Annotated in this window: 17 protein-coding genes; 8 read left to right on the forward strand and 9 right to left on the reverse strand. The window is 59.7% G+C overall.

Annotation, left to right across the window (positions count from 1 at the left end):
- Positions 1-66: 66 nt before the first annotated feature.
- Positions 67-1,533 (reverse strand): aminotransferase-like domain-containing protein, encoded by a 1,467-nt coding sequence (locus ACJ8IP_RS19510; protein ID WP_042783403.1) that lies wholly within the window; start codon positions 1,531-1,533, stop codon positions 67-69.
- A 148-nt stretch (positions 1,534-1,681) separates the two neighbouring features.
- Between ACJ8IP_RS19510 and ACJ8IP_RS19515 the strand changes: the two genes are divergently transcribed.
- Complete coding sequence (locus ACJ8IP_RS19515; protein WP_033652305.1) at positions 1,682-2,290, forward strand: LysE family translocator; 609 nt, start codon at positions 1,682-1,684, stop codon at positions 2,288-2,290.
- Here the strand turns inward: ACJ8IP_RS19515 and ACJ8IP_RS19520 are convergent.
- From ACJ8IP_RS19520 to glyQ, 6 genes are all read right to left on the reverse strand, one after another.
- Positions 2,287-2,838, reverse strand: coding sequence for an MltR family transcriptional regulator (locus ACJ8IP_RS19520; protein ID WP_016929575.1), 552 nt, complete (start codon positions 2,836-2,838; stop codon positions 2,287-2,289). The two genes, ACJ8IP_RS19515 and ACJ8IP_RS19520, sit on opposite strands and share 4 nt — an antisense overlap.
- Before the next feature lie 94 nt (positions 2,839-2,932).
- Entirely contained in the window at positions 2,933-4,078 is a 1,146-nt protein-coding gene (locus tag ACJ8IP_RS19525; RefSeq protein ID WP_033652306.1) for a mannitol-1-phosphate 5-dehydrogenase, read from the reverse strand.
- Between the two features lie 58 nt (positions 4,079-4,136).
- Positions 4,137-6,056, reverse strand: a complete 1,920-nt coding sequence (locus ACJ8IP_RS19530) for a PTS mannitol transporter subunit IICBA (protein WP_108680012.1) — start codon at positions 6,054-6,056, stop codon at positions 4,137-4,139.
- A 542-nt stretch (positions 6,057-6,598) separates the two neighbouring features.
- A complete protein-coding gene (locus ACJ8IP_RS19535; RefSeq protein WP_025304780.1) occupies positions 6,599-7,318 on the reverse strand; it encodes a DUF3053 domain-containing protein in 720 nt (239 codons plus the stop codon).
- Between the two features lie 331 nt (positions 7,319-7,649).
- A complete protein-coding gene (glyS, locus tag ACJ8IP_RS19540) occupies positions 7,650-9,719 on the reverse strand; it encodes a glycine--tRNA ligase subunit beta (protein WP_442524499.1) in 2,070 nt (689 codons plus the stop codon).
- Between the two features lie 9 nt (positions 9,720-9,728).
- Positions 9,729-10,646 (reverse strand): glycine--tRNA ligase subunit alpha, encoded by a 918-nt coding sequence (gene glyQ, locus ACJ8IP_RS19545; protein WP_004933966.1) that lies wholly within the window; start codon positions 10,644-10,646, stop codon positions 9,729-9,731.
- 475 nt (positions 10,647-11,121) lie between these two features.
- Between glyQ and ACJ8IP_RS19550 the strand changes: the two genes are divergently transcribed.
- Complete coding sequence (locus ACJ8IP_RS19550; RefSeq protein WP_033652309.1) at positions 11,122-11,796, forward strand: acyl-homoserine-lactone synthase; 675 nt, start codon at positions 11,122-11,124, stop codon at positions 11,794-11,796.
- Here ACJ8IP_RS19550 and ACJ8IP_RS19555 read toward each other — a convergent pair.
- Entirely contained in the window at positions 11,743-12,489 is a 747-nt protein-coding gene (locus ACJ8IP_RS19555; protein ID WP_033645125.1) for a helix-turn-helix transcriptional regulator, read from the reverse strand. The two genes, ACJ8IP_RS19550 and ACJ8IP_RS19555, sit on opposite strands and share 54 nt — an antisense overlap.
- Before the next feature lie 592 nt (positions 12,490-13,081).
- Positions 13,082-15,070, reverse strand: coding sequence for an autotransporter domain-containing esterase (locus tag ACJ8IP_RS19560; RefSeq protein WP_033645126.1), 1,989 nt, complete (start codon positions 15,068-15,070; stop codon positions 13,082-13,084).
- Between the two features lie 197 nt (positions 15,071-15,267).
- Between ACJ8IP_RS19560 and ACJ8IP_RS19565 the strand changes: the two genes are divergently transcribed.
- The 6 genes from ACJ8IP_RS19565 (at position 15,268) to ACJ8IP_RS19590 (ending at position 20,244) form a co-directional block, all read left to right on the forward strand.
- Complete coding sequence (locus ACJ8IP_RS19565) at positions 15,268-15,834, forward strand: DNA-3-methyladenine glycosylase I (protein WP_042783395.1); 567 nt, start codon at positions 15,268-15,270, stop codon at positions 15,832-15,834.
- Positions 15,831-16,283 (forward strand): N-acetyltransferase, encoded by a 453-nt coding sequence (locus tag ACJ8IP_RS19570; protein WP_033645128.1) that lies wholly within the window; start codon positions 15,831-15,833, stop codon positions 16,281-16,283. Before ACJ8IP_RS19565 ends, ACJ8IP_RS19570 begins: the two co-directional genes overlap by 4 nt.
- A 248-nt stretch (positions 16,284-16,531) precedes the next feature.
- Positions 16,532-17,194, forward strand: a complete 663-nt coding sequence (locus tag ACJ8IP_RS19575; RefSeq protein WP_108680009.1) for an OmpA family lipoprotein — start codon at positions 16,532-16,534, stop codon at positions 17,192-17,194.
- Positions 17,195-17,318: 124 nt separating this feature from the next.
- A complete protein-coding gene (locus ACJ8IP_RS19580; RefSeq protein ID WP_004933951.1) occupies positions 17,319-18,353 on the forward strand; it encodes a LacI family DNA-binding transcriptional regulator in 1,035 nt (344 codons plus the stop codon).
- A gap of 165 nt (positions 18,354-18,518) precedes the next feature.
- Positions 18,519-19,271, forward strand: coding sequence for a sugar phosphate isomerase/epimerase family protein (locus tag ACJ8IP_RS19585; RefSeq protein WP_047573224.1), 753 nt, complete (start codon positions 18,519-18,521; stop codon positions 19,269-19,271).
- A gap of 7 nt (positions 19,272-19,278) precedes the next feature.
- On the forward strand, positions 19,279-20,244 hold the full coding sequence (locus ACJ8IP_RS19590; protein ID WP_046688560.1) for a sugar kinase: 966 nt from the start codon (positions 19,279-19,281) through the stop codon (positions 20,242-20,244).
- Positions 20,245-20,261 lie beyond the last annotated feature (17 nt).

Below are 20,261 nucleotides of genomic sequence, written 5' to 3' on the forward strand. Positions count from 1 at the left end.
GGCCCGTTGTGCCCAAAATGGCACGCTAATCAATGATACCGGCATTGTAGCAAAAGGCGCGCGCCGTTACCCGTCCTGCGCAATGCCGGGCGGCAGGCCGCTCATCTCGCAGGCCCTGGCGCCGAGCCGAGCCAGCGCCTGGGTGTAGCGCGCGTTGAACGGGTAGCAGCAGGAGAGCCGCAGCGCGTTGCGGTAGCGCCCGCTCGGGGAATACAGGGTGCCCGGCGTCAAACAGATCTGCTCCTCCAGCAGCTGATGGAACAGCGCCACGCTGTCCACGCCGGGAGGGAATTCGACCCAGAACACGAAGCCGCCCGCCGGCTGCGTGGCCAGCGTGCCGCGCGGGAAATGCCGGGCGATCAGCGCCCTCGCCTCGTCGACCTGCGCCGCATAGCGCTTGCGCAGGTTGCGCAAATGGTGATCGTAGCCGCCGCTCTCCAGGAAGGTCGCCAGCGTTTCCGACAGCAGCTGCGACTCGGACATCGACGACACCGCCTTCAGCTTGCGCAACGCCTCGTGAAAACGGCCGCCGCAGATCCAGCCGACGCGAAAATCCGGCGCCAGCGTTTTGGTGAAGCTGGAGCAAAACAGCACCCAGCCGTCGCGATCGAACGCCTTCACCGCCGGCGACAGCGCGCCGCCAAACTGGATCTCGGCATACAGCCCATCTTCAATCAACGGCACCTGATGATCGTTCATCAGCCGCGCCAGCCGCTTTTTCGCGGCCAGCGGCATGGTGCAACCCAGCGGGTTTTGCACCGTCGGCATGGCGATCACCGCATTCAGCCGCTTCTCGTTCAGCAGCAGCTCCAGCGCGTCCAGCGACAGCCCCAGCTGGGGATCGGTAGGGATTTCCAACGCTTTCAGCCCCAGGCTGGCCAGCAGCGGCAGCAGATAAAAGTAGGTCGGCGACTCCAGCCCGACGCAGTCGCCCGGTTTGGTGGTGACGCGCAGCGCCAGCTGCAGCGCCTCCATGCAGCCGTGGGTCAACACCACGTCGCCCGGCTCCAACAGCATGCCGAGCGTCATTGAGCGGCGGGCGATCTGCTGACGCAGCCGCAGGCTGCCGGGCGGCAACGGATATTGTCCGATCAGATCCGGCTGGCGGCGCAGTTGGGAAGACAGCATGCGCCCCAGTTTGCCGCCGGGATAGAAATCACTGGTCTGCGGGCAGGCCAGCGCAATGTTGGTGAAGGCTGGGTTCTGCTGGGCGGCGAACACCGTATCGATCAACGCCAGCACGTCGTCCGCCGGCGGCTCGATGCGGCCGCTGGGCGCCGAGGCCATCTTCAGCGCCGGCAGCGTGCTGCGGACATAAAACCCCGACTGCGGCCGCGCTTCGATCAGCCCGCGATCCTCCAGCGTGCGGTAAGCCGACACGACGGTATTGATGCTGACGCGATGGGTTTGCGCACAGCGCCGCACCGAAGGCAAGCGGTCGCCGGGCTGCAGCGTGCCGCGGCGAATGGCTTCGGCCAGCGTATCCGCCAGCTGCAGGTAACGGGTATCCGGGGTTTCATCGAGCAAGGTCACAGTTTCTCTCCAGGCAATGGGTACAGTTTACATTTCATACAACTGTAACCATGACAATATCCGATTTGTGATTCTGTCACCATCCCATCGCAGCGATTATGCTGATCCTCTCGTTATTACCGTCATTTTCACGTTCAAGGAACCTGCCATGCTGGACTCCGCCTTTGTCAGCTACGTCACCGTCATGTCGATCACTCCCGGCCCCAACAACCTGCTGCTGGCCTCGTCGGGCGTTAACTTCGGCCTGCGCCGCACCCTGCCGATGCTGTTCGGCATCTGCGTCGGTTGTGCGGTACAGCTGGCGATCATTATCCCGCTGCTGGCGCTGGCGCTGAGCTGGGCCGGCGTCATCCGCCTGCCGCTGGCGGTGATCGGCTGCGCCTATCTGCTGTGGCTGTCATGGAAGCTGTTTCAGGCGGCCTCGCCGGACGCCAAAGAACAGGCGCAGCCGATGAGCCTGCTCAGCGGCGCGCTGTTTCAGGCGGTCAACCCCAAGGCCTGGCTGATGGTGATCAACGTGGCGATCCTGTTCACCCCGCGCGAAGGCGCCACTTTCGTCCATACGCTGTCTATCATCGCCGGTTTCGCGCTGCTGAACTTGCCGTGCGTGCTGCTGTGGGCGGTGTTGGGCGACCGGTTGCGCAACGCGCTGCGGGTCACCTGGAAACTGCGCGCCTTCAACGGCGTGATGTCCGGGCTGATGGCCGCCACCGCGCTGTGGTTGCTGTTCGACGAATGGCGCGCGGCCTTCGCTTAGCCGCGGCCGAGAGGAGAGAGTCGGGAAGGTTGTTTGGCGCCGATGCCGGCGATCAGGTCGGTAATGGACAGCACCATGGTGGAGCGCACCATCTGCTGATAGCGCTGGCGCTGCATGGCGATCAGCGCTTCATCCGCCTCGCCCGGCTGCAGGAAGGTCGGCACCGGAGGCAGCGCGGCCACGCAGTGCAGCTCGCCGAACGGCCCGAGGATTTCGTCGTCGACGAAGCGGTATTCCGAACCGTCGTGGTTCAGCTCTTCGCGCATCGCCATCAGCAGTTCGGCGTCTTCATATTCGTGGCGGGAGATCACCCCCAGCCCGTACATCAGCTTCAGGCGTACCGACAGCTCCCCCAGCGGGCCGCTGCCGGACAATAGCGGTTCGACGGCATATTTCACCGCATAGTCGTCCTTGCGGAATACCTGCACCACCAGCACGTTGAGCGCTTCCGCCAGCAGCTCTACCGCCGCGATCAGGAAGCTGCGCACCGTTTTGCCCGCGTTCAGCTTTTCCAGAACCTGGTTTTCAAATGCCTGTGCTTCTTCCATCGTCGCTTTTCGAAAGGCGTGGGGAGGGCCGTCGATGCCGAACTCGGGTTCCAGGAGCGCAGCAAGCTGCGCTCGGGTGTTCATCATCACGATTCTACTTGTGCATGGCGTTATACACAGCAACGGCCTCTTCTACAACCTCGCTTTCCGCCGGCAGGCCGGAAATTTGCGCCAGCGCGGCTTTCGGCCCGAGCGTGTTCAGCAGTTCCGCCAGTTCCTGCGCCTGCGGATCCTGTTCGCTGCGGTAGCTCATGGCGGCGGCGATGCCCTGGATCAGGTTGGCATGCGGCAGGCCGTATTCCAGCGTGCCCAGCAGCGGTTTGATCAGGCGATCGCCGGCGCTCAGTTTACGCAGCGGCTGGCGCCCTACGCGCTCGACGTCGTCGTGCAGATACGGATTTTCAAAGCGGCCGAGGATTTTGTTGATGTAGGCGGCATGCTTGTCGGCGTCGAAGCCGTAACGCTTGATCAGCACCGCGCCGCTCTCTTCCATCGCCCCTTTCACCACGCGGCGGATCGCCGGGTCGAGAATGGCGTCGCGAATGGTTTGCAGCCCGGCCCGTTGACCGAGGTAGGCGGTGATGGCGTGGCCGGTGTTGAGGGTGAACAGCTTGCGCTCGACGAACGCCATCAGGTTGTCGGTCAGTTCCATGCCGGCGATCGCCGGTGGCTGGCCTTTAAACTGCGTCTGATCGACGATCCATTCGCTGAAGGTTTCCACCGTCACTTCCAGCGGATCGCTGCTGTCCGCCGGCGGCACAATGCGGTCGACCGCCGAATCGACGAAGCCGACGTGCTGTTCAACCCATGCCTGCTCGTCCTGCGGCAGCGCGGCGAACACGTGCTGCTTCAGCTGGCTGGTGCCGCGCACCATGTTCTCGCAGGCGATGATGTTCAGCGGCTGCACATTGCCCTGCTGATGGCGCAGCACCAGCCCTTTGGCGATCGTGCCGGCGATTTTGGCGAGAATTTGCGGGCCAACGGCGGTGGTCACCAGATCCGCCTCGGCGATCAGCGCCGCCGCGGCCTCGCTGCCGCTGTTGACGGCGCTGACGTTGTTGACGCGCTCCACGCGCTCTTGCTCGCCCACCACGTGCACCGAGTAGCTTTTTCGGCTGTTCAGCAGATCCAGCACCGTTTGATTGACGTCGGCGAAGGTCACCTCAACCCCCGCGTCCGCCAGCAGCTTGCCGATAAAACCACGGCCGATATTCCCTGCGCCAAAATGTAATGCTTTCATAACTCTACCTTCTTAATGTCGAAGGGTGCAGCAAGCTGCACCCTTTAAAATGATTCCGTTATCCGGCTTTTTTGCCGCCGAGCAGGTCCAGCACTTCCTGAACGCTGGTGGTATTCGCCAGCCGCTCGATCACGCTCTCGTCATCCAGCGCGTTGGTCAGGCTGGTGATCACCTGAATATGCTCGTTGTTGCGCGCGGCGATGCCGATCACCAGACGGGCCACTTCATCCTCTTCATCGCCGAAGCGCACGCCCTGTGGGTACTGACAGAACACCACGCCGGTGCGCAGCACCCGGTCTTTGGCCTCGATGGTGCCGTGCGGCACGGCGATCGATTCGCCCAGGTAAGTGGAGGTGAGCTTTTCGCGCTCCAGCATCGCCGGCACGTATTCCGCCTCGACGTAGCCGCCCTTCACCAGCTGCTCGCCGGCGAAGCGGATCGCCTGCTCTTTGTCGCTGGCCTGCAGGTTGAGGAACACGTTGCTCTCGCTCAGCTTGAACAGGTTCGGTTCCCCGGCTTCAAAGCTGTCGTCCAGCGCGCCCAGCACCTTCTGCTGGTTGTCGGTGGTTTTGTTGACCGCCACCAAACGCTCGACCAGATCGCTGTACAGCTTGCTGTCGAGGAAGTTGGTCAGCGAGATGTGCTGGGCCTGCGGCGCGTGGCGCATCGCGCGCTCGGTCAGATCGCGGTGGGTGATCACCAGATCCACGTCGTCCGGCAGGCTGTTGATGGCGCTGTTGGTCACCGAGATGTTCTTCAGTCCGGCGTCGGCCACTTTCTTGCGCAGCACCCCGGCGCCCATGGCGCTGGAACCCATGCCCGCATCGCAGGCGACGATGATTTTGCGCACGGTGCTCAGATCGCCGTCGACCGATGCCGCCGCCGCCGCGCCGCCTTTGGACTGCGATTTCATCTCTTGCATGCGACGGGTCGCGGCTTCCAGATCGTCATCCTCTTTCACCTTGGAGGTTTTCAGCAGGAAAGCGGATACCACGAAGGAGACGGCGAAGGCTGCGCATACCGCCGCAATGTTGGCGAAGTAAGCGCCTTTCGGCGTCATCGCCAGCACCGCCAAAATCGAACCCGGGGAAGCCGGAGAAACCAGGCCTCCGTTCAGCATCGTCAGGGTAAAGACGCCGGTCATGCCGCCCAGGATCACCGCCAGCAGCAAGCGTGGGTTCATCAGCACGTAGGGGAAGTAGATTTCGTGGATGCCGCCCAGGAAGTGAATGATCGCCGCACCGCCGGCGGATTGCTTGGCGCTGCCGCGGCCAAAGAACATGTAGGCCATCAGCACGCCCATGCCCGGACCTGGGTTGGCTTCTATCAGGAAGAACACCGATTTGCCGGCTTCCGTGGCCTGCTGAATACCCAGCGGCGAGAAGATGCCGTGGTTGATGGCGTTGTTCAGGAACAGGATTTTCGCCGGTTCAACGAAGATGGAGGCCAGTGGCAGCAGGTTGTTCGTCACCATCACGTGCACGCCCGCGGCCAACAGTTTGGAGAGCACCTCCACCAGCGGCCCGATGCCCAGGAAGGCCAGGATCGCCAGCAGCATGCCGATGATGCCGGCGGAGAAGTTGTTCACCAGCATTTCAAAGCCGCTTTTGATCTTGCCGTCCACCCAGCGATCGAAATGCTTGATGGCCCAACCGCCCAGCGGGCCGGCGATCATCGCGCCGAGGAACATCGGCATGTCGGCGCCGACGATGACGCCCATGGTGGTGATGGCGCCGACCACGCCGCCGCGATCGCCGCCCACCAGCCGCCCGCCGGTGTAGCCGATCAGCAGCGGCAGCAGGTAGGTGATCATCGGGCCAACCAGCTTAGCCAAGGTCTCATTCGGCAGCCAGCCGGTTGGAATGAATAGCGCGGTGATAATCCCCCAGGCGATAAAGGCGCCGATGTTGGGCATCACCATGTTGCTCAGGAAGCGGCCAAAGTTTTGCACTTTAACCTTGATGTCTGGTGAAAACATAAAACACACCCCTATTGTTACGCGCTGACAATAGAGCGCGTGATTATTGTTGTGACGATCCAGCCGTGTTGCCGCTGTATGCGAAACGGACTCTATCACGCTGTTTTTGTCACGCGAACTTCACGGATTTTTTGTGATACAAATCACACACAACACCCCAACAAACCACCCTTTATAGTGATAAAGATCACATTTATGGCGTGTAAAAAAAGCACAGTGAGAAAAAAGTCGCCACAAAACCCCCAATAAAGTGACTATGATCACATTTTTAAATTGGCGTTTTGTTTTTGAATTGTGACATTAGTCACAATTTATTTTTAGCTGCAGCGCCGATCGCAACGCTCTGTTTGATCTTCCCTGTGAGCACTCATCCCGCCGGGAACTAGCGAAGTGATGAATGAAAGAAAACTACATTGCCTAATGAATGGATTAATTGAAGTGTAGTACAGAAGCCTGCGCAATAAGCCAGCAAGCGATTGGAAACGCTGAGGGGAAATAAAACAGGCCGGCAATGCCGGCCTGTTTCGCGCCTGGACGCGTTATTATTGCGTCACGCTTTGAATGGTTTTCTGCGCATTCATCAGGTTCTGCTGCTTAGCCACCAGATTCGACATCATGGTGTTGTATTGCGCCACCTGCTGCGCAGTGCGGAACTGCACGCCGTTGTTGTTGAAGCTGACCTGATTGCCCTGGCTCTGCAAGAAGTCGCCGACCTGCACCAGATCCTGCACAAAGCTGGCGGTAGTCGGGATCGCCGGCATCAAGGCGTTGGCCGGGGCGGTGACTATCTTGTCATAGGCCTGGTTGTACACCGCCTTCAGATCGTCAGGCTGCTTCAGCGCCGCGTGGGCAGTATCCGCCTGCGATTTGGCCGACTGGATCTGCTGGCCCAACAGGTTCAACGCCCCGACCGATTGCTGCAGCGCGTCGCGTTTGTTCAGGTAGTCCTGCGCGGTGCGGATCTGGTTAATCTGATCCAGCGCCGGGGTCAGGCTGGCGCCGACCGATTTGGACAACTGCTGCGAAAAACCGACCAAAATCGCGTAATCGCCGGCATAGTTGCCGAACTTCTGCTTCTGATCTTCGCTCAGCGTGGGGATGTTCGCCCCGCTGCGCATCACGGTATTCTGTAAGTAATCGATAAATGCTTTGCGCTGTTCCGGCTCTTTATCGCCGCAGGCGGTCAATTGCATGACCACCAACAATGCCAATACCGGTGCCAACCAACGCGCGAAACCTCTGCTCTGGATCCCTACCGCCATGTGACATAACTCCTGTTATAAACCTGCTTTTTCATTGGACTCCGCCCCTTTTTCCGCACTCCGTGCGCCTATAAGAATAGATCAACTGGCGGCGTTCCGATACGCGATTCCACTTGCGGTGAACATTGTCTCGGCCGGAGGCGGTTGAACATCGTGCGCAAAACGCACTGAGGTTCATTGCCGTCGGCGACCGGACGCTTCAATTTCCCCAAGTCGCCCCCCAAGTCGCCCCCCAAGTCGCCCCCCAAGTCGCCAGGCGACCTTGCCTTCGCACCCAGGAAACGGAAATAAAAAAGGCGCCCGCAGGCGCCTTTTCACAGCAGAGAATCGCTTACTGCAGCACGGAGATATCCGCCACCTGCAGGAACAGCTCGCGCAGTTTGCTCAGCAGCGTCAGGCGGTTAACGCGCACTTCCGCATCGTCCGCCATCACCATCACGTTGTCGAAGAACGCATCCACCGGCTCACGCAGCGCGGCCAGTTCCACCAGCGCTTCCTGGTAGTTGCCCGCCGCGAAATACGGCTGCAGCTTGTCGCGCAGCACCACCAGGTGAGTCGCCAGCTGGATCTCCGCCGCATCCTTCAGCACCGAGGCGCGCACGCTGTCGTTCAGCGTTTCGGTAGACTTGGCCAGAATGTTGGAGACGCGTTTGTTGGCCGCAGCCAATGCCGCCGCTTCGTCCAGCGTACGGAAATGGGATACCGCCTTGACGCGCGCGTCGAAGTCGGCCGGTTTGGTCGGACGGCGCGCCAGCACCGCCTGAATGGTATCGACCGCGTGGCCTTCTTCCTGATACCAGGCACGGAAACGACCCAGCATGAATTCCACCACGTCGTCGACCACCTTGGCATTGGTCAACTTGCTGCCGTACAGGCGCACGGCCTCTTCGGTCAGAGTCTGCAGATCCAATGGCAGGTTTTTCTCGACGATGATGCGCAACACGCCCAGCGCGGCGCGGCGCAGCGCGAACGGGTCTTTATCGCCCTTCGGATGCTGCCCGATGCCGAAGATGCCGGCCAGGGTGTCCATCTTGTCGGCGATCGCCAGCGAGCAGGCCACCAGCGACTGCGGCAGCGCATCACCGGCGTAGCGCGGCTGATACTGCTCGTTCAGGGCAACGGCGACATCTTCCGCCTCACCGTCGTGGCGCGCATAGTGCATGCCCATCACGCCCTGGGTGTCGGTGAATTCGAACACCATGTTGGTCATCAGGTCGCACTTCGACAACAGGCCAGCACGGGTGGCGTGGTTGACGTCGGCGCCAATCTGGCCGGCAACCCAGCCCGCCAGCGCCTGGATGCGATCGGTTTTGTCGCGCAGGGTGCCCAGCTGCTGTTGGAACAGCACGGTTTCCAGGCGCGGCAGGTTGTCTTCCAGACGTTTTTTGCGGTCGGTGTTGAAGAAGAACTCGGCGTCGGCCAGGCGCGGACGCACCACCTTCTCGTTGCCGGAGATGATCTGCTGCGGGTCTTTCGACTCGATGTTGGCTACGAAGATAAAGTTCGGCAGCAGTTTGCCCGCAGTGTCGTACACCGGGAAATACTTCTGGTCGCCCTTCATGGTGTACACCAGCGCTTCCGCCGGCACCGCCAGGAATTTCTCTTCGAATTTGGCGGTCAGCACCACCGGCCATTCCACCAGCGAGGCCACTTCTTCCAGCAGGCTGTCGCTCAGATCGGCCTTGCCGCCGATCTTCTGCGCCGCCAGTTCGGCGTCGCGTTTGATAAGGGCTTTGCGCGCTTCGTAGTCAGCGACCACTTTGCCGCGCTCCAGCAGGATCTGCGGGTATTGGTCGGCATTGTCGAGGGTGAACTCGGCTTCGCCCATGAAGCGGTGGCCGCGCACGGTGCGCGCGGATTCGATGCCCAGCACGGTGCCCGGGATCAGATCGGCGCCCAGCAGCATCGTGACGGTGTGCACCGGACGCACGAACTGCACGTCGGAATCGCCCCAGCGCATCAGTTTCGGGATCGGCAGCTTGCCGAGCGCGGTGCTGACCATGCCGGCCAGCAGTTGTTGCGCCGACTGGCCTTTGACATGGGCGCGGTACATCAACCACTCGCCCTTATCGGTCACCAGGCGCTCTGCCTGATCGACGGTGATGCCGCAGCCGCGCGCCCAGCCTTCGGCCGCTTTGCTCGGTTTGCCTTCGGCGTCGAACGCCTGAGCGATCGCCGGGCCGCGTTTTTCAATTTCGCGATCGGCCTGCGCCGCGCTCAGGTTGGCCACTTTCAGCGCCAGACGGCGCGGTGCGGCGAACCAGCTCACGTCACCGTGTTCCAGGCCGGCGTTGTCCAGCTCGGCGGTGAAGTTGGCGGCGAAAGATTCCGCCAGGGAACGAAGAGCCTTCGGCGGCAGCTCTTCCGTGCCGATTTCCACCAGGAAAGTCTGTTGAGTCATGGCTGCCTCTTAGTTCTCGTTCTTCTTGTTGCACATCGGGAAGCCCAGCGCTTCGCGGGAAGCGTAGTAGGCTTCGGCAACGGCTTTGGTCAGCGTGCGGATGCGCAGAATGTAGCGTTGACGCTCGGTCACCGAAATCGCCTTGCGCGCGTCCAGCAGGTTGAAGGTATGGCCCGCCTTCAGGATGCGTTCGTAGGCCGGCAGCGGCAGCGGTTTTTCCAGCGCCAGCAGCGATTGGGCTTCTTTCTCGTACTGCTCGAAGCAGGAGAACAGGAAGTCGACATCGGCGTATTCGAAGTTGTAGGTGGACTGCTCCACTTCGTTCTGATGGAACACGTCGCCGTAGGTGGTGACGCCCAGCGGGCCGTTGCTCCACACCAGATCGTACACGCTGTCCACGCCCTGGATGTACATCGCCAGACGCTCCAGGCCATAGGTGATCTCGCCGGTCACCGGCTTGCACTCCAGGCCGCCGACCTGCTGGAAGTAGGTGAACTGCGTCACTTCCATGCCGTTCAGCCACACTTCCCAACCCAGGCCCCAGGCGCCGAGCGTCGGGTTCTCCCAGTTGTCTTCCACGAAGCGGATGTCGTGGATGGTCGGATCCAGACCCAGCTCTTTCAGCGAGCCCAGGTAGAGTTCCTGAATGTTGTCCGGCGATGGCTTAATCACCACCTGGAACTGATAGTAGTGCTGCAGACGGTTCGGGTTTTCGCCGTAGCGGCCGTCGGTCGGGCGACGGGATGGCTGCACATAAGCGGCGGCCATCGGCTCCGGCCCCAGTGCGCGCAGGCACGTCATCGGGTGTGAGGTTCCCGCGCCGACTTCCATGTCCAATGGTTGAACGATGGTGCAGCCCTGGCGCGCCCAATAATCCTGCAGTGTCAGGATCAGGCCCTGGAAGGTCTTGGTATCAAACTTTTGCATGTTGAATTCGCACGCGATACAAGTGGATTTATATGGAATGCGCCAGTATACCCTTTGACCGTAAGATATACAGCCAGAATCCGGCAACAAGTGCGAATCGGGGCGAGAAGCGCTGGATTTTCACCCGTCGGCCAAGAAAACCGTCGGCAGCATCGGCGCCGCAGAGGGCGAGGTCACCGCACCGCTTTCGCAGGCTCGGGTATCGGCTGGCTTTAGAGAAACGCCGATTCATCCCCCGCATGCTTCCACTACCGGCAGCTTGAGGCTTCTTCGACAAACAACAGGCGTGTTGAACAATATTCAAATAAGTGAATGGAATGAAAAAAAACATAACTCAGTGTTATATATTTACTTTATTCTCACCAACGCGGCATCGACTGAAATTTACTTGCCATAGTGACTCTGGTAGTATAACAAGGACAAATAACAGCCGCAGCTAAAAAGCCATTTAAGTCGCTTAGGAAAAAGATTGAAAATGATAGAGCTCTTTGACGTAGACTATAATTTGCTGCCAGATAACAGATCGAAAGAACTATTCTCTTTAAGAAAAAAAACGTTTAAAGACCGTTTAGACTGGCTCGTTAATTGCGAAAATAACATGGAGTTTGACGAATACGACAACCGTCACGCCACCTATATTTTCGGTACCTACCAAGATCACGTCATTTGCAGCTTGCGATTTATCGAAACGAAATACCCAAACATGATCAGCGATGGCGTATTCGACAATTACTTTAACGGTATAAAACTCCCCGAAGGGAATTACGTTGAAGCCAGCAGATTATTTATAGACAAGGCGCGCATTCAAGCACTTCAACTCCATCAAGCGCCAATTAGCACCATGCTTTTCCTGTCGATGATAAACTATGCAAGAAGCTGCGGCTACGAAGGCATATACGCCATTATCAGTCACCCGATGCGCATTATTTTCCAACGCTCCGGCTGGCATATCTCGGTGGTAAAAACCGGATGCTCCGAAAAGAATAAAAATATTTATCTGATCTATCTGCCGATAGACGATGCCAACCGGAACAGATTGCTGGCGCGCATCAACCAACACGCCACAAAGTGGGATAACCCGTTGGATTCCTGGCCATTATCCTTCCGAGTCAGCGAGAAGCGGCCGGATGAGCTGCAGCTCCACACCTAACCTGATGGCATGTTTGGCATTGGTGACGCCAAGCTTTTTGACGGCGTTGCCGATGTGATATTTTACGGTGGTGAGTTTTATTCCCAGGATAAGGGCAATTTCTTGATAGGATTTACCTAAGCTCGCCCAGTAGATGATCTCATTTTCACGCTTGGAGAAAAACTCTCGCTGGTTCATTTTTTCAAAGTCAGCAGGCGTGCTCATTTCCTGGTAGAGCGCCGTCATTTTGCCGTGCATGGTAATCAGCAGCATTTGAATTTCGGCCTTATTATTGTCAATCTGCTGTTCAACATCCGCATCACAATGCTTATCCAACATAATGGATAACACCACCAGATTATGATGATGATCGTGCAAGACGAAAGTATACCCATTAATAATATTGTAGTTCTTGGCCATATCAAAAATCTTTGGCAATTTTAATCCTGCGCCAATTTCCAAATCTTTATCCCAGGTAAACGGGGTAATTCTATGTGACGCGGTAATCAAAACAGGATCAATAAACTGATAGTTGTTTTTGATATAAAACTCGAACCACTCCGTTCTATTGGAAATGATTGAAAAGCTAGTCGGATTTCTTTTATTCATTATAGCATAAGCATATTTTATATTATTGTATTTGCTCAGCCCGCGTTCCAACTCTTCTTTTATAGAGGCATTAATGGTTTCATTATTGAAAAAAAAGTTAGACACTCACCAATCCTCTTCAAGAAATAACATCACTATAAAACTGAGAAGAGTATAACCCGGTTGCGCCGCCAAGTAAATTAAACCGACAGGCATAATAGGAAGCGTTAATAATCAACAGGCGTTTTAAAGAGTCAATTAAAATAATTTCGGAGGGGAAATTAATTTAATCGAGAAATAAGCGCGTCGCTGAAGAAGGGGCGGCAGAGGGCATTATCCGGCAAAGAAACACAAAGAAAACAAAATCATAACAACTCGGCATCATGACATGCATCTGACAAAAGCGTTCTGTCGCGTTGAAGATGAGAGGGGGCCAGACAGGCAGGCGAAAACGCCCCGCATCCGATGATGAAGGGAAAAAGCCATTGACAGTGAAGATTTGGATATACAATAATAACCAAAATTTTCCCTGGTGTTGGCCAAGTGGCTACCTGATCCTTTATAGGATCAGTTTTTTTTTGTAGCGCTGTATTTTATCGTTATGCAATAACGATAAGAACTTTCAGCGATAAATGATAGTTGTACTAAAGTACAGTCTCATCCGCCCACATCGCCTCGCCATCTCGCCGTCACAGGCTCTATCCTCTCCCGAGAGTTCTCAGAAGCGCGCGCTGACGCCGACGTTATACATAAACTGCTCGCCGCTGCTCAGGCCGCCGGTTTGCGAGACGGTGGCGAAGGCCGACACTCTGTCCGTCAACGGCATGTTGGCCCCCAGCGTGACATCCACCCAGTTTTTGTCCTGACCCGCACTGTCGCGAGTAAATGAGGTTTGCGTCGATTTCAGGCCGCCGCCGGCGCGGTAGACGTCATCGCCGAACTGATGCTGATAACTCACTTCCGCATAGGGGTTAAACACGCCGAATTGCGTATCCAACCGCCAGCCCAACGCGCCGATCTGCGAATGATAGGTTTGATCGTTGAAGCGCATGGCGGTGCTGTCATCACCGTCTTCGCTGTAGCCGGACACATGGCTGTAATCCCAGGCGAACTGCGCCACCGGCCCGGTGGTGAGGTAAGCAGCGATAGGGAAGTCATAGCCGGCGGTCACGCGCGCGCCCCACTGCTTGCCGGAGGTCGAACCGGTTTCGGTACGCGTCAGCGGCCCCAACCGCATGCTGCGACGGATGTCGTCATAATCCATCGTCGCATAGTGCAGATCGGCATTGACCCATCCCTGCTCGAATATGGCCAGCGAACTGAAGGCCGACAGCAGCACCCCACGCGCCTTGTAGTCATAGCGGCTGGAAGGATGCTGATCGTCGTTGGAACCGGCGATCAACGCACCGATCAACCAGCTGTCGGTCAGCTGATAGTCCACGCCGACGGTCAGGTTGTGGGTGGTGGCGTTGCCATCCCCCGCCGCCCGGTTATCGGCATAGTCATAGTGCTGGCCTGCGTAGCCGCCGAACACGCCCAGCGAGCCCTGCGGATTGTCGCCGTTGCGCAGCTGCTGGAAACGGCTGTCGAGCGTGGCGCGGCTGTCACGCGCCATCGCCGCCGTCGCCTGATTCAGCGCCACCACCTGCGCCGGACCATCCAACACCGCCTGGATATAATCCGCAATCAGCAGGTGCGCCTGCGGGCTGGGGTGGAAATGGTCGGAGAACAGATAGGACTGGCCGGCGTCGAAGCCAGGCATGTCGGAACGGCAAACCGCCGAGGAAACGCCCGCCGGACAAGCCATGCCGGCCGTGTTGGCGAAGCCGAACTGCGCCGGATTGGCGATCGCTTCGGCGAACAGCTTGTTCACGTCCACCCGCACGATATTGCCGCCCCCCTGCGCCAGCAAACGGTCTTCGCTTTGATTATAGAAATCGGTCAGCTGAGCGGCCTGCGCGCTCAGGCTGTCATACGCCGCCACAAGCTGGGCGGCGATCGCCTGCTGCACCTGAGGGATCGCGCTGCCCTGCTTCGCCGCGGCGGCCAACGCCGCGTGGATCGCCTGCGTGCGCGAAGCGTTGTCCGGGGTTGCCACCGAATTGAGCGTGGCATAGGCCGCCTGAATCGCCGCCCCCTGTACCGGCGGCAGCGCCTGCTGAATAATCAGCTCCATCAGCTGCGGCGTGGAGCCGATGTTCGGCACCGTCGGCACGATCACCGTGCCGGCGCCGGCGTTCAGCAGCGAATGCACCTGCGCGGCGGCGGCCGCGGCGCTGTTATAGGCCACGCCGGGCGCGGTAGCGGCGTTCAGCGCCGCCGCCGCCAAATCGTTACCGCCGATCCAGTGAATATACAAACCGTCGCCATCGGCCTGGCCGTTAACCCGATTCAGGTAGCGCTGCACCTGATCCTGAGTGTTGTCGACCGGGTTCAGGCCCGGCACCGCCACGGCGCCGCCGGCGGCGTAGTTTTCACCGCCGTTGTCCGAGGCCACCAGCGCCGCGCCGATGCGTTGCGCCAACGCTTCGTCGTACAGCAGGTGCTGACTGCCGTCATAGGTGAACCGGCCGTTGTTGCCGGTATCACTCAGGCTGTCGCCAAAGACGTAGAGTTGGTCATACGCCTGAACCGGAAGGGTCACACTGCAAAGTAACGCCACTGCAAGCGCCGCCGGGCGGGGCATGCATGTTATTTTTAGAGGCATGAATCGACTCCTGAGAGCCTGCAAATGAAGGCAATGTCGTTTTTATCGTTGGCCGGTTTTCCACCGGCCATGTAGTAACTATTGTCGGCTTTTTCGTCACGTCAAGCGGGGCTGCGGACAAAACAATCAGAGGCTTGCCAAGTTCACCGCTTCGAGCGATGATTACTGTTCATAAATACAGCATAAGGACATTCAGGATGGCAGACGAACGTTGCGGTTGGGTGACGGCCGATCCGTTGTATCTCGAGTATCACGACAAGGAATGGGGCACGCCCACCACCGACGCGCGCGAGCTGTTTGAAATGCTGTGTCTGGAGGGACAACAGGCCGGTCTTTCCTGGATCACCGTGCTGAAAAAGCGCGAGAACTACCGCCGCGCCTTCCATGATTTCGATCCGCAGCGGGTCGCCGCCATGACCGAACAAGACGTGGAAAGGCTGCTGCAAGACAGCGGCATCATCCGTCACCGCGGCAAGATAGAAGCCATCATCACCAACGCCAAAGCCTATCTGGCGATGGAGGCGGCCGGCGAGAATTTCGTCACCTTCATATGGGACTTCGTCGGCGGCCGGCCCCAGCTCAACCGCTGGCAGGCGCTGAACCAGGTTCCGGCCAAAACCGAGCAGTCAGACGCCATGTCCAAGGCGTTGAAAAAGCGCGGCTTCAAGTTTATCGGCTCCACCATCTGTTACGCCTTCATGCAGGCCAGCGGGCTGGTGAACGATCATCTCACGGGGTGCATGTGCTACCCAAAGCCACGGTGATCCGCCCCTGTGGCCCGGCGGATATTGACCGGCTGATGGCGCTCTGGCTGCCCAGCACCATCGCCGCCCATCCGTTCGTGGCGGAAAAATACTGGCGTGAAAGCGCCGCACTGGTGCGGGAAAATTACCTGCCGCGCGCGCAGAGCTGGGCCTGCTGGCATGAAAACGAGATCGTCGGCTTTATCAGCGTGCTGGACGAACAGTTCATCGGCGCGCTGTTTGTCGATCGGGCGTATCACGGCCGCGGCGTAGCCCGGGCGCTGATGACGCACGTGCAGCAGCGCTACCGCCGGCTCAGCCTGGAGGTTTATCAGCAAAACCTGCGCGCCTGCGCGTTTTACCACAAGCACGGTTTTCAGGTAACGCAGCGCCTGTTTAACGACGAAACCCAGGCCTATACGCTGATCATGAACTGGCCGGCAATCGAGAATTCAACCGGTTACGGTTAAAAAAGGCGCATTCGCGCCCTGGCGGCGCGCAATTAGGAATCCGCTGCATGGCGCCGCCCGGCGTTTTGTCGCATAACTCCCCCAGCACTTACCCGCGCTCATCATTTGTCACGTTTTTCTCCGGAACTGCCGGCGAGCCAACGCGTCATAGTAGCGCGGTGATGCGGGCCCCACCTGCGTCGCCTACTTTTTTGCGCCCCCGTGTTGGGCCGGCGCGTACAGATATTGATGCCATTAAGGACAAGAACATGAAAAAACGCATTGTAATTATTGCCGGCGCAGTGAGCGTCGCGCTCACGCTGTCGGCCTGTACCACCAACCCTTACACCGGCGAATCCGAAGTCGGCAAGTCCGGCATCGGCGCGGGCCTCGGGGCCGCACTGGGCGCCGGCGTCGGCGTACTGTCCTCTTCCAAGAAAGATCGCGGCAAGGGCGCGCTGATCGGCGCGGCGGCCGGTGCGGCGCTCGGCGGCGGCGCTGGCTATTACATGGACGTGCAGGAAGCCAAACTGCGCGACAAGATGAAAGGCACCGGCGTCAGCGTCACCCGTCAGGGCGACAACATCGTGCTGAACATGCCGAACAACGTGACCTTCGACAGCAGCAGCGCCACGCTGAAACCGGCGGGCGCCAATACCCTGACCGGCGTCGCCATGGTGCTGAAAGAGTATCCGAAAACCGCAGTCAACGTCATCGGCTACACCGACAGCACCGGTTCCCGTTCGCTCAACATGAACCTGTCGCAGCAGCGCGCCGATGGCGTAGCCAGCGCGCTGATCACCCAGGGCGTGGCGGCGAACCGTATCCGCACCGCCGGTGCCGGCCCGGACAACCCGATCGCGTCCAACAGCACCGCGGAAGGCAAGGCGCAAAACCGCCGCGTCGAGATCACCCTCAGCCCGCTGCAGTAATCCCGCGCGGGGCGCCACCGGCGCCCCGCCGCTTCCCTGCGATTTTCTCCTTATCCTTCAACATTCCCGCCCGCACGCCGGGTATGGTAGTCTCCTTGGCAATTAACCGCAGGAGGGATCGGCTGTGAGCACTGTCAAGGCAACGCGCGCCTCAGGACGCGCCACCATCAGCGATGTAGCGAGCATCGCCAAAACCGGCAAGACCAGCGTGTCACGCTATCTGAATGGTGAACAGCACCTGCTTTCCGACGATCTCAAACAGCGCATCGAACAGGCAATCCAGCAGCTCGACTACCGCCCAAGCCAGATGGCGCGCAGCCTGAAGGGCGGCCAAACGCGCCTGATCGGCCTGATCCTCGCCGATATCACCAACCCCTATTCGGTGGACGTGATGCGCGGCATCGAGGCCGCCTGCCGCCAACACGGCTTTACCCTGCTGGTGTGCAACACCAACAACGAAGTCAATCAGGAACAGCACTACCTGCAGCTGCTCAGCAGTTACCGGGTGGAAGGCATCGTGGTCAACGCGGTCGGCATGCGCGAGGAAGCGTTATCCACGCTGCAACAGTCGATGCTGCCGATGGTGCTGATCGACCGCAAAATCCCCGACTTCGCCTGCGACGTAGTGGGCCTGAACAACCGTGAAGCCGCCACCGTCGCCACCGAGCACCTGCTGCAACAAGGCTTCGAAGCGATCCTGTTCCTCAGCGAACCGCTCGGTACGGTCAATACCCGCCTGGAACGCCTGCACGCCTTCAGGCATACCATGGCGCAGCACCCTGCGCTGCTGGCGGAGCAGGCCGAAACGCCGCTCAACGATCGGCAGAAGCTGGAACAGGTGCTGAGCGATTTCAGCGGCCGTCATCGCGGCATGCGCAAGGCGGTGATCTCCGCCAACGGCGCCCTGACGCTGCAGGTGGCGCGCGCCATGCGCCGGCTCGGCATCCAGTGGGGCAACGACATCGGCCTGCTGGGCTTCGACGAGCTGGAGTGGGCGGAACTGGCGGGCGTCGGCATCACCACGCTGAAACAACCCACCTACCAAATGGGGCACGCGGCGCTGGAGCGGCTGGTGCAGCGTATTCAGGGTCTGGCCGCCCCCAGCGGCGAGCAGATGTTCTCCGGCGAGCTGATCGTCCGCGGCTCCACCACCCGCTAACCCGCCTTCTCCGGGGCCCTAACCGCCCCGCCTTCATCGGCTGTTTTTTGCTCAGCTTCGTGATTGCGATCATATTTTTACACTCTGTCGCTTTCTACTGGAACCGGTTCCATTTAACGTACCGGTAACAGCAGCGGCGGCGACAATGCCGCCTCAGGAGTCAAAATGAAAACAGAAATCATCGTGGTCACCGGCGCCTACGGCGCCGATACCGTCAAACAACAGGGCGGCCAGCGCGCGCTGTTGCCCATCATCGCCGGCGCGGGCGCCGACGGGGTGGAGATCCGCCGCGAACTGTTCGCCGCCGGCGAACTGGACAGCCTGCCTGCGCTGGCCCAGGAGATAGAACGCCAGCAGCTGTTCGCCGTCTATTCCGCCCCTGAGGCGCTGTTCACTCCGCAACATACGCTGAATCCCGACCTGCCGGCGCTGCTGGCGGAAGCGCAGGCGCTGAACGCGCGCCAGCTGAAGCTCTCCCTCGGCCATTTCCGCCCCGGCTTCGATTTTACCGAGCTGAAAGTGGCGCTGGAGCAACATCCGGTCAAACTGGTGGTCGAGAACGACCAAACGCCGGACTGCGGCATTTTGTCGATGCTGAACGCCTTTTTCCATGCAGCGGAAGATAGCCACCTGCCGGTCAGCATGACCTTCGATATGGCCAACTGGCTGTGGGTGGGGCAAGACGCCTTCGCCGCCGCCGAGCGCCTGGCCCGCCACGTCGGTTACGTGCACGTCAAGGCCGCGACGCAAGGCCCGCGCGGCTGGCGCGCCATTGCGCTGGACGATACCGACGGCAGCTGGCGCGATCTGCTGGCCCGCCTGCCGCACGATGCGCCGCGCGGCATCGAATTCCCGTTGCAGGGTGATGACCTGGAAGCCGTCACCCGCCATTACGTCAATATTTTGCGTGCGGAGTAACCCCATGATGACAACGTTAACGGCAACGACGGCGCAGCAGGCGCCCCTGGATGTGGTCACGCTGGGTGAAGCCATGGCGATGTTCGTGGCGGCGCAGACCGGCGATTTGGCGGAGGTGGAAACCTTCACCAAACGCATCGCCGGCGCCGAACTGAACGTGGCGATCGGCCTGGCCCGTCTGGGCATGAACGTCGGCTGGGTCAGCCGCGTCGGCAACGACTCGTTTGGCCGCTTCACCCTGCAGCAGCTGAAAAAAGAAGGCATCAACTACCGGCAGGTGACGGTCGACGGCCACTATCCGACCGGTTTTCAGGTGAAATCCAAGACTACCGATGGTACCGATCCCAGCGTGGAATATTTCCGTAAAGGCTCGGCGGCCAGCCGCCTGTCAGTCGCCGATTTCAACCGCGAGTATTTCGGTTCCGCGCGCCACCTGCACCTGAGCGGCGTGGCGGCGGCGCTGTCCGGCGAATCGCTGGCGCTGTGCCACCATGCGGCGCGCGAGATGCGCGCCATGGGCAAAACCATTTCGTTCGATCCCAATCTGCGCCCGGTGCTGTGGCCCAGTCGCGAGGTGATGATCGAGCAGCTGAACCAGCTGGCGTTCGCCGCCGACTGGGTGCTGCCGGGGTTGAAAGAGGGACAGATCCTCACCGGCCAGTCGACGCCGGAAGGCATCGCCGATTTCTATCTGGAGCGCGGCGTGCAGGCGGTGATCATCAAAACCGGCCCGGACGGCGCCTGGTTTAAAACCGCCGCCGGCGATAAAGCGGCGGTGGCCGCGGTCAAGGTCGACAACGTGGTGGATACCGTAGGGGCGGGTGACGGCTTTGCCGTCGGCACCCTCAGCGCCCTGCTGGAAGGCAAAACGCTGGTACAGGCGGTGCAACGCGGCAACAAAATCGGCTCGCTGGCGATCCAGGCCATCGGCGACAGCGAAGGCTTGCCGACCCGCGCGGCGCTGGCCGAATAACAATAAAAAAACGACTT

It is taken from the genome of Serratia sp. CY52157 (assembly GCF_052168495.1).
Taxonomy (GTDB): Bacteria; Pseudomonadota; Gammaproteobacteria; order Enterobacterales; family Enterobacteriaceae; genus Serratia; species Serratia ureilytica.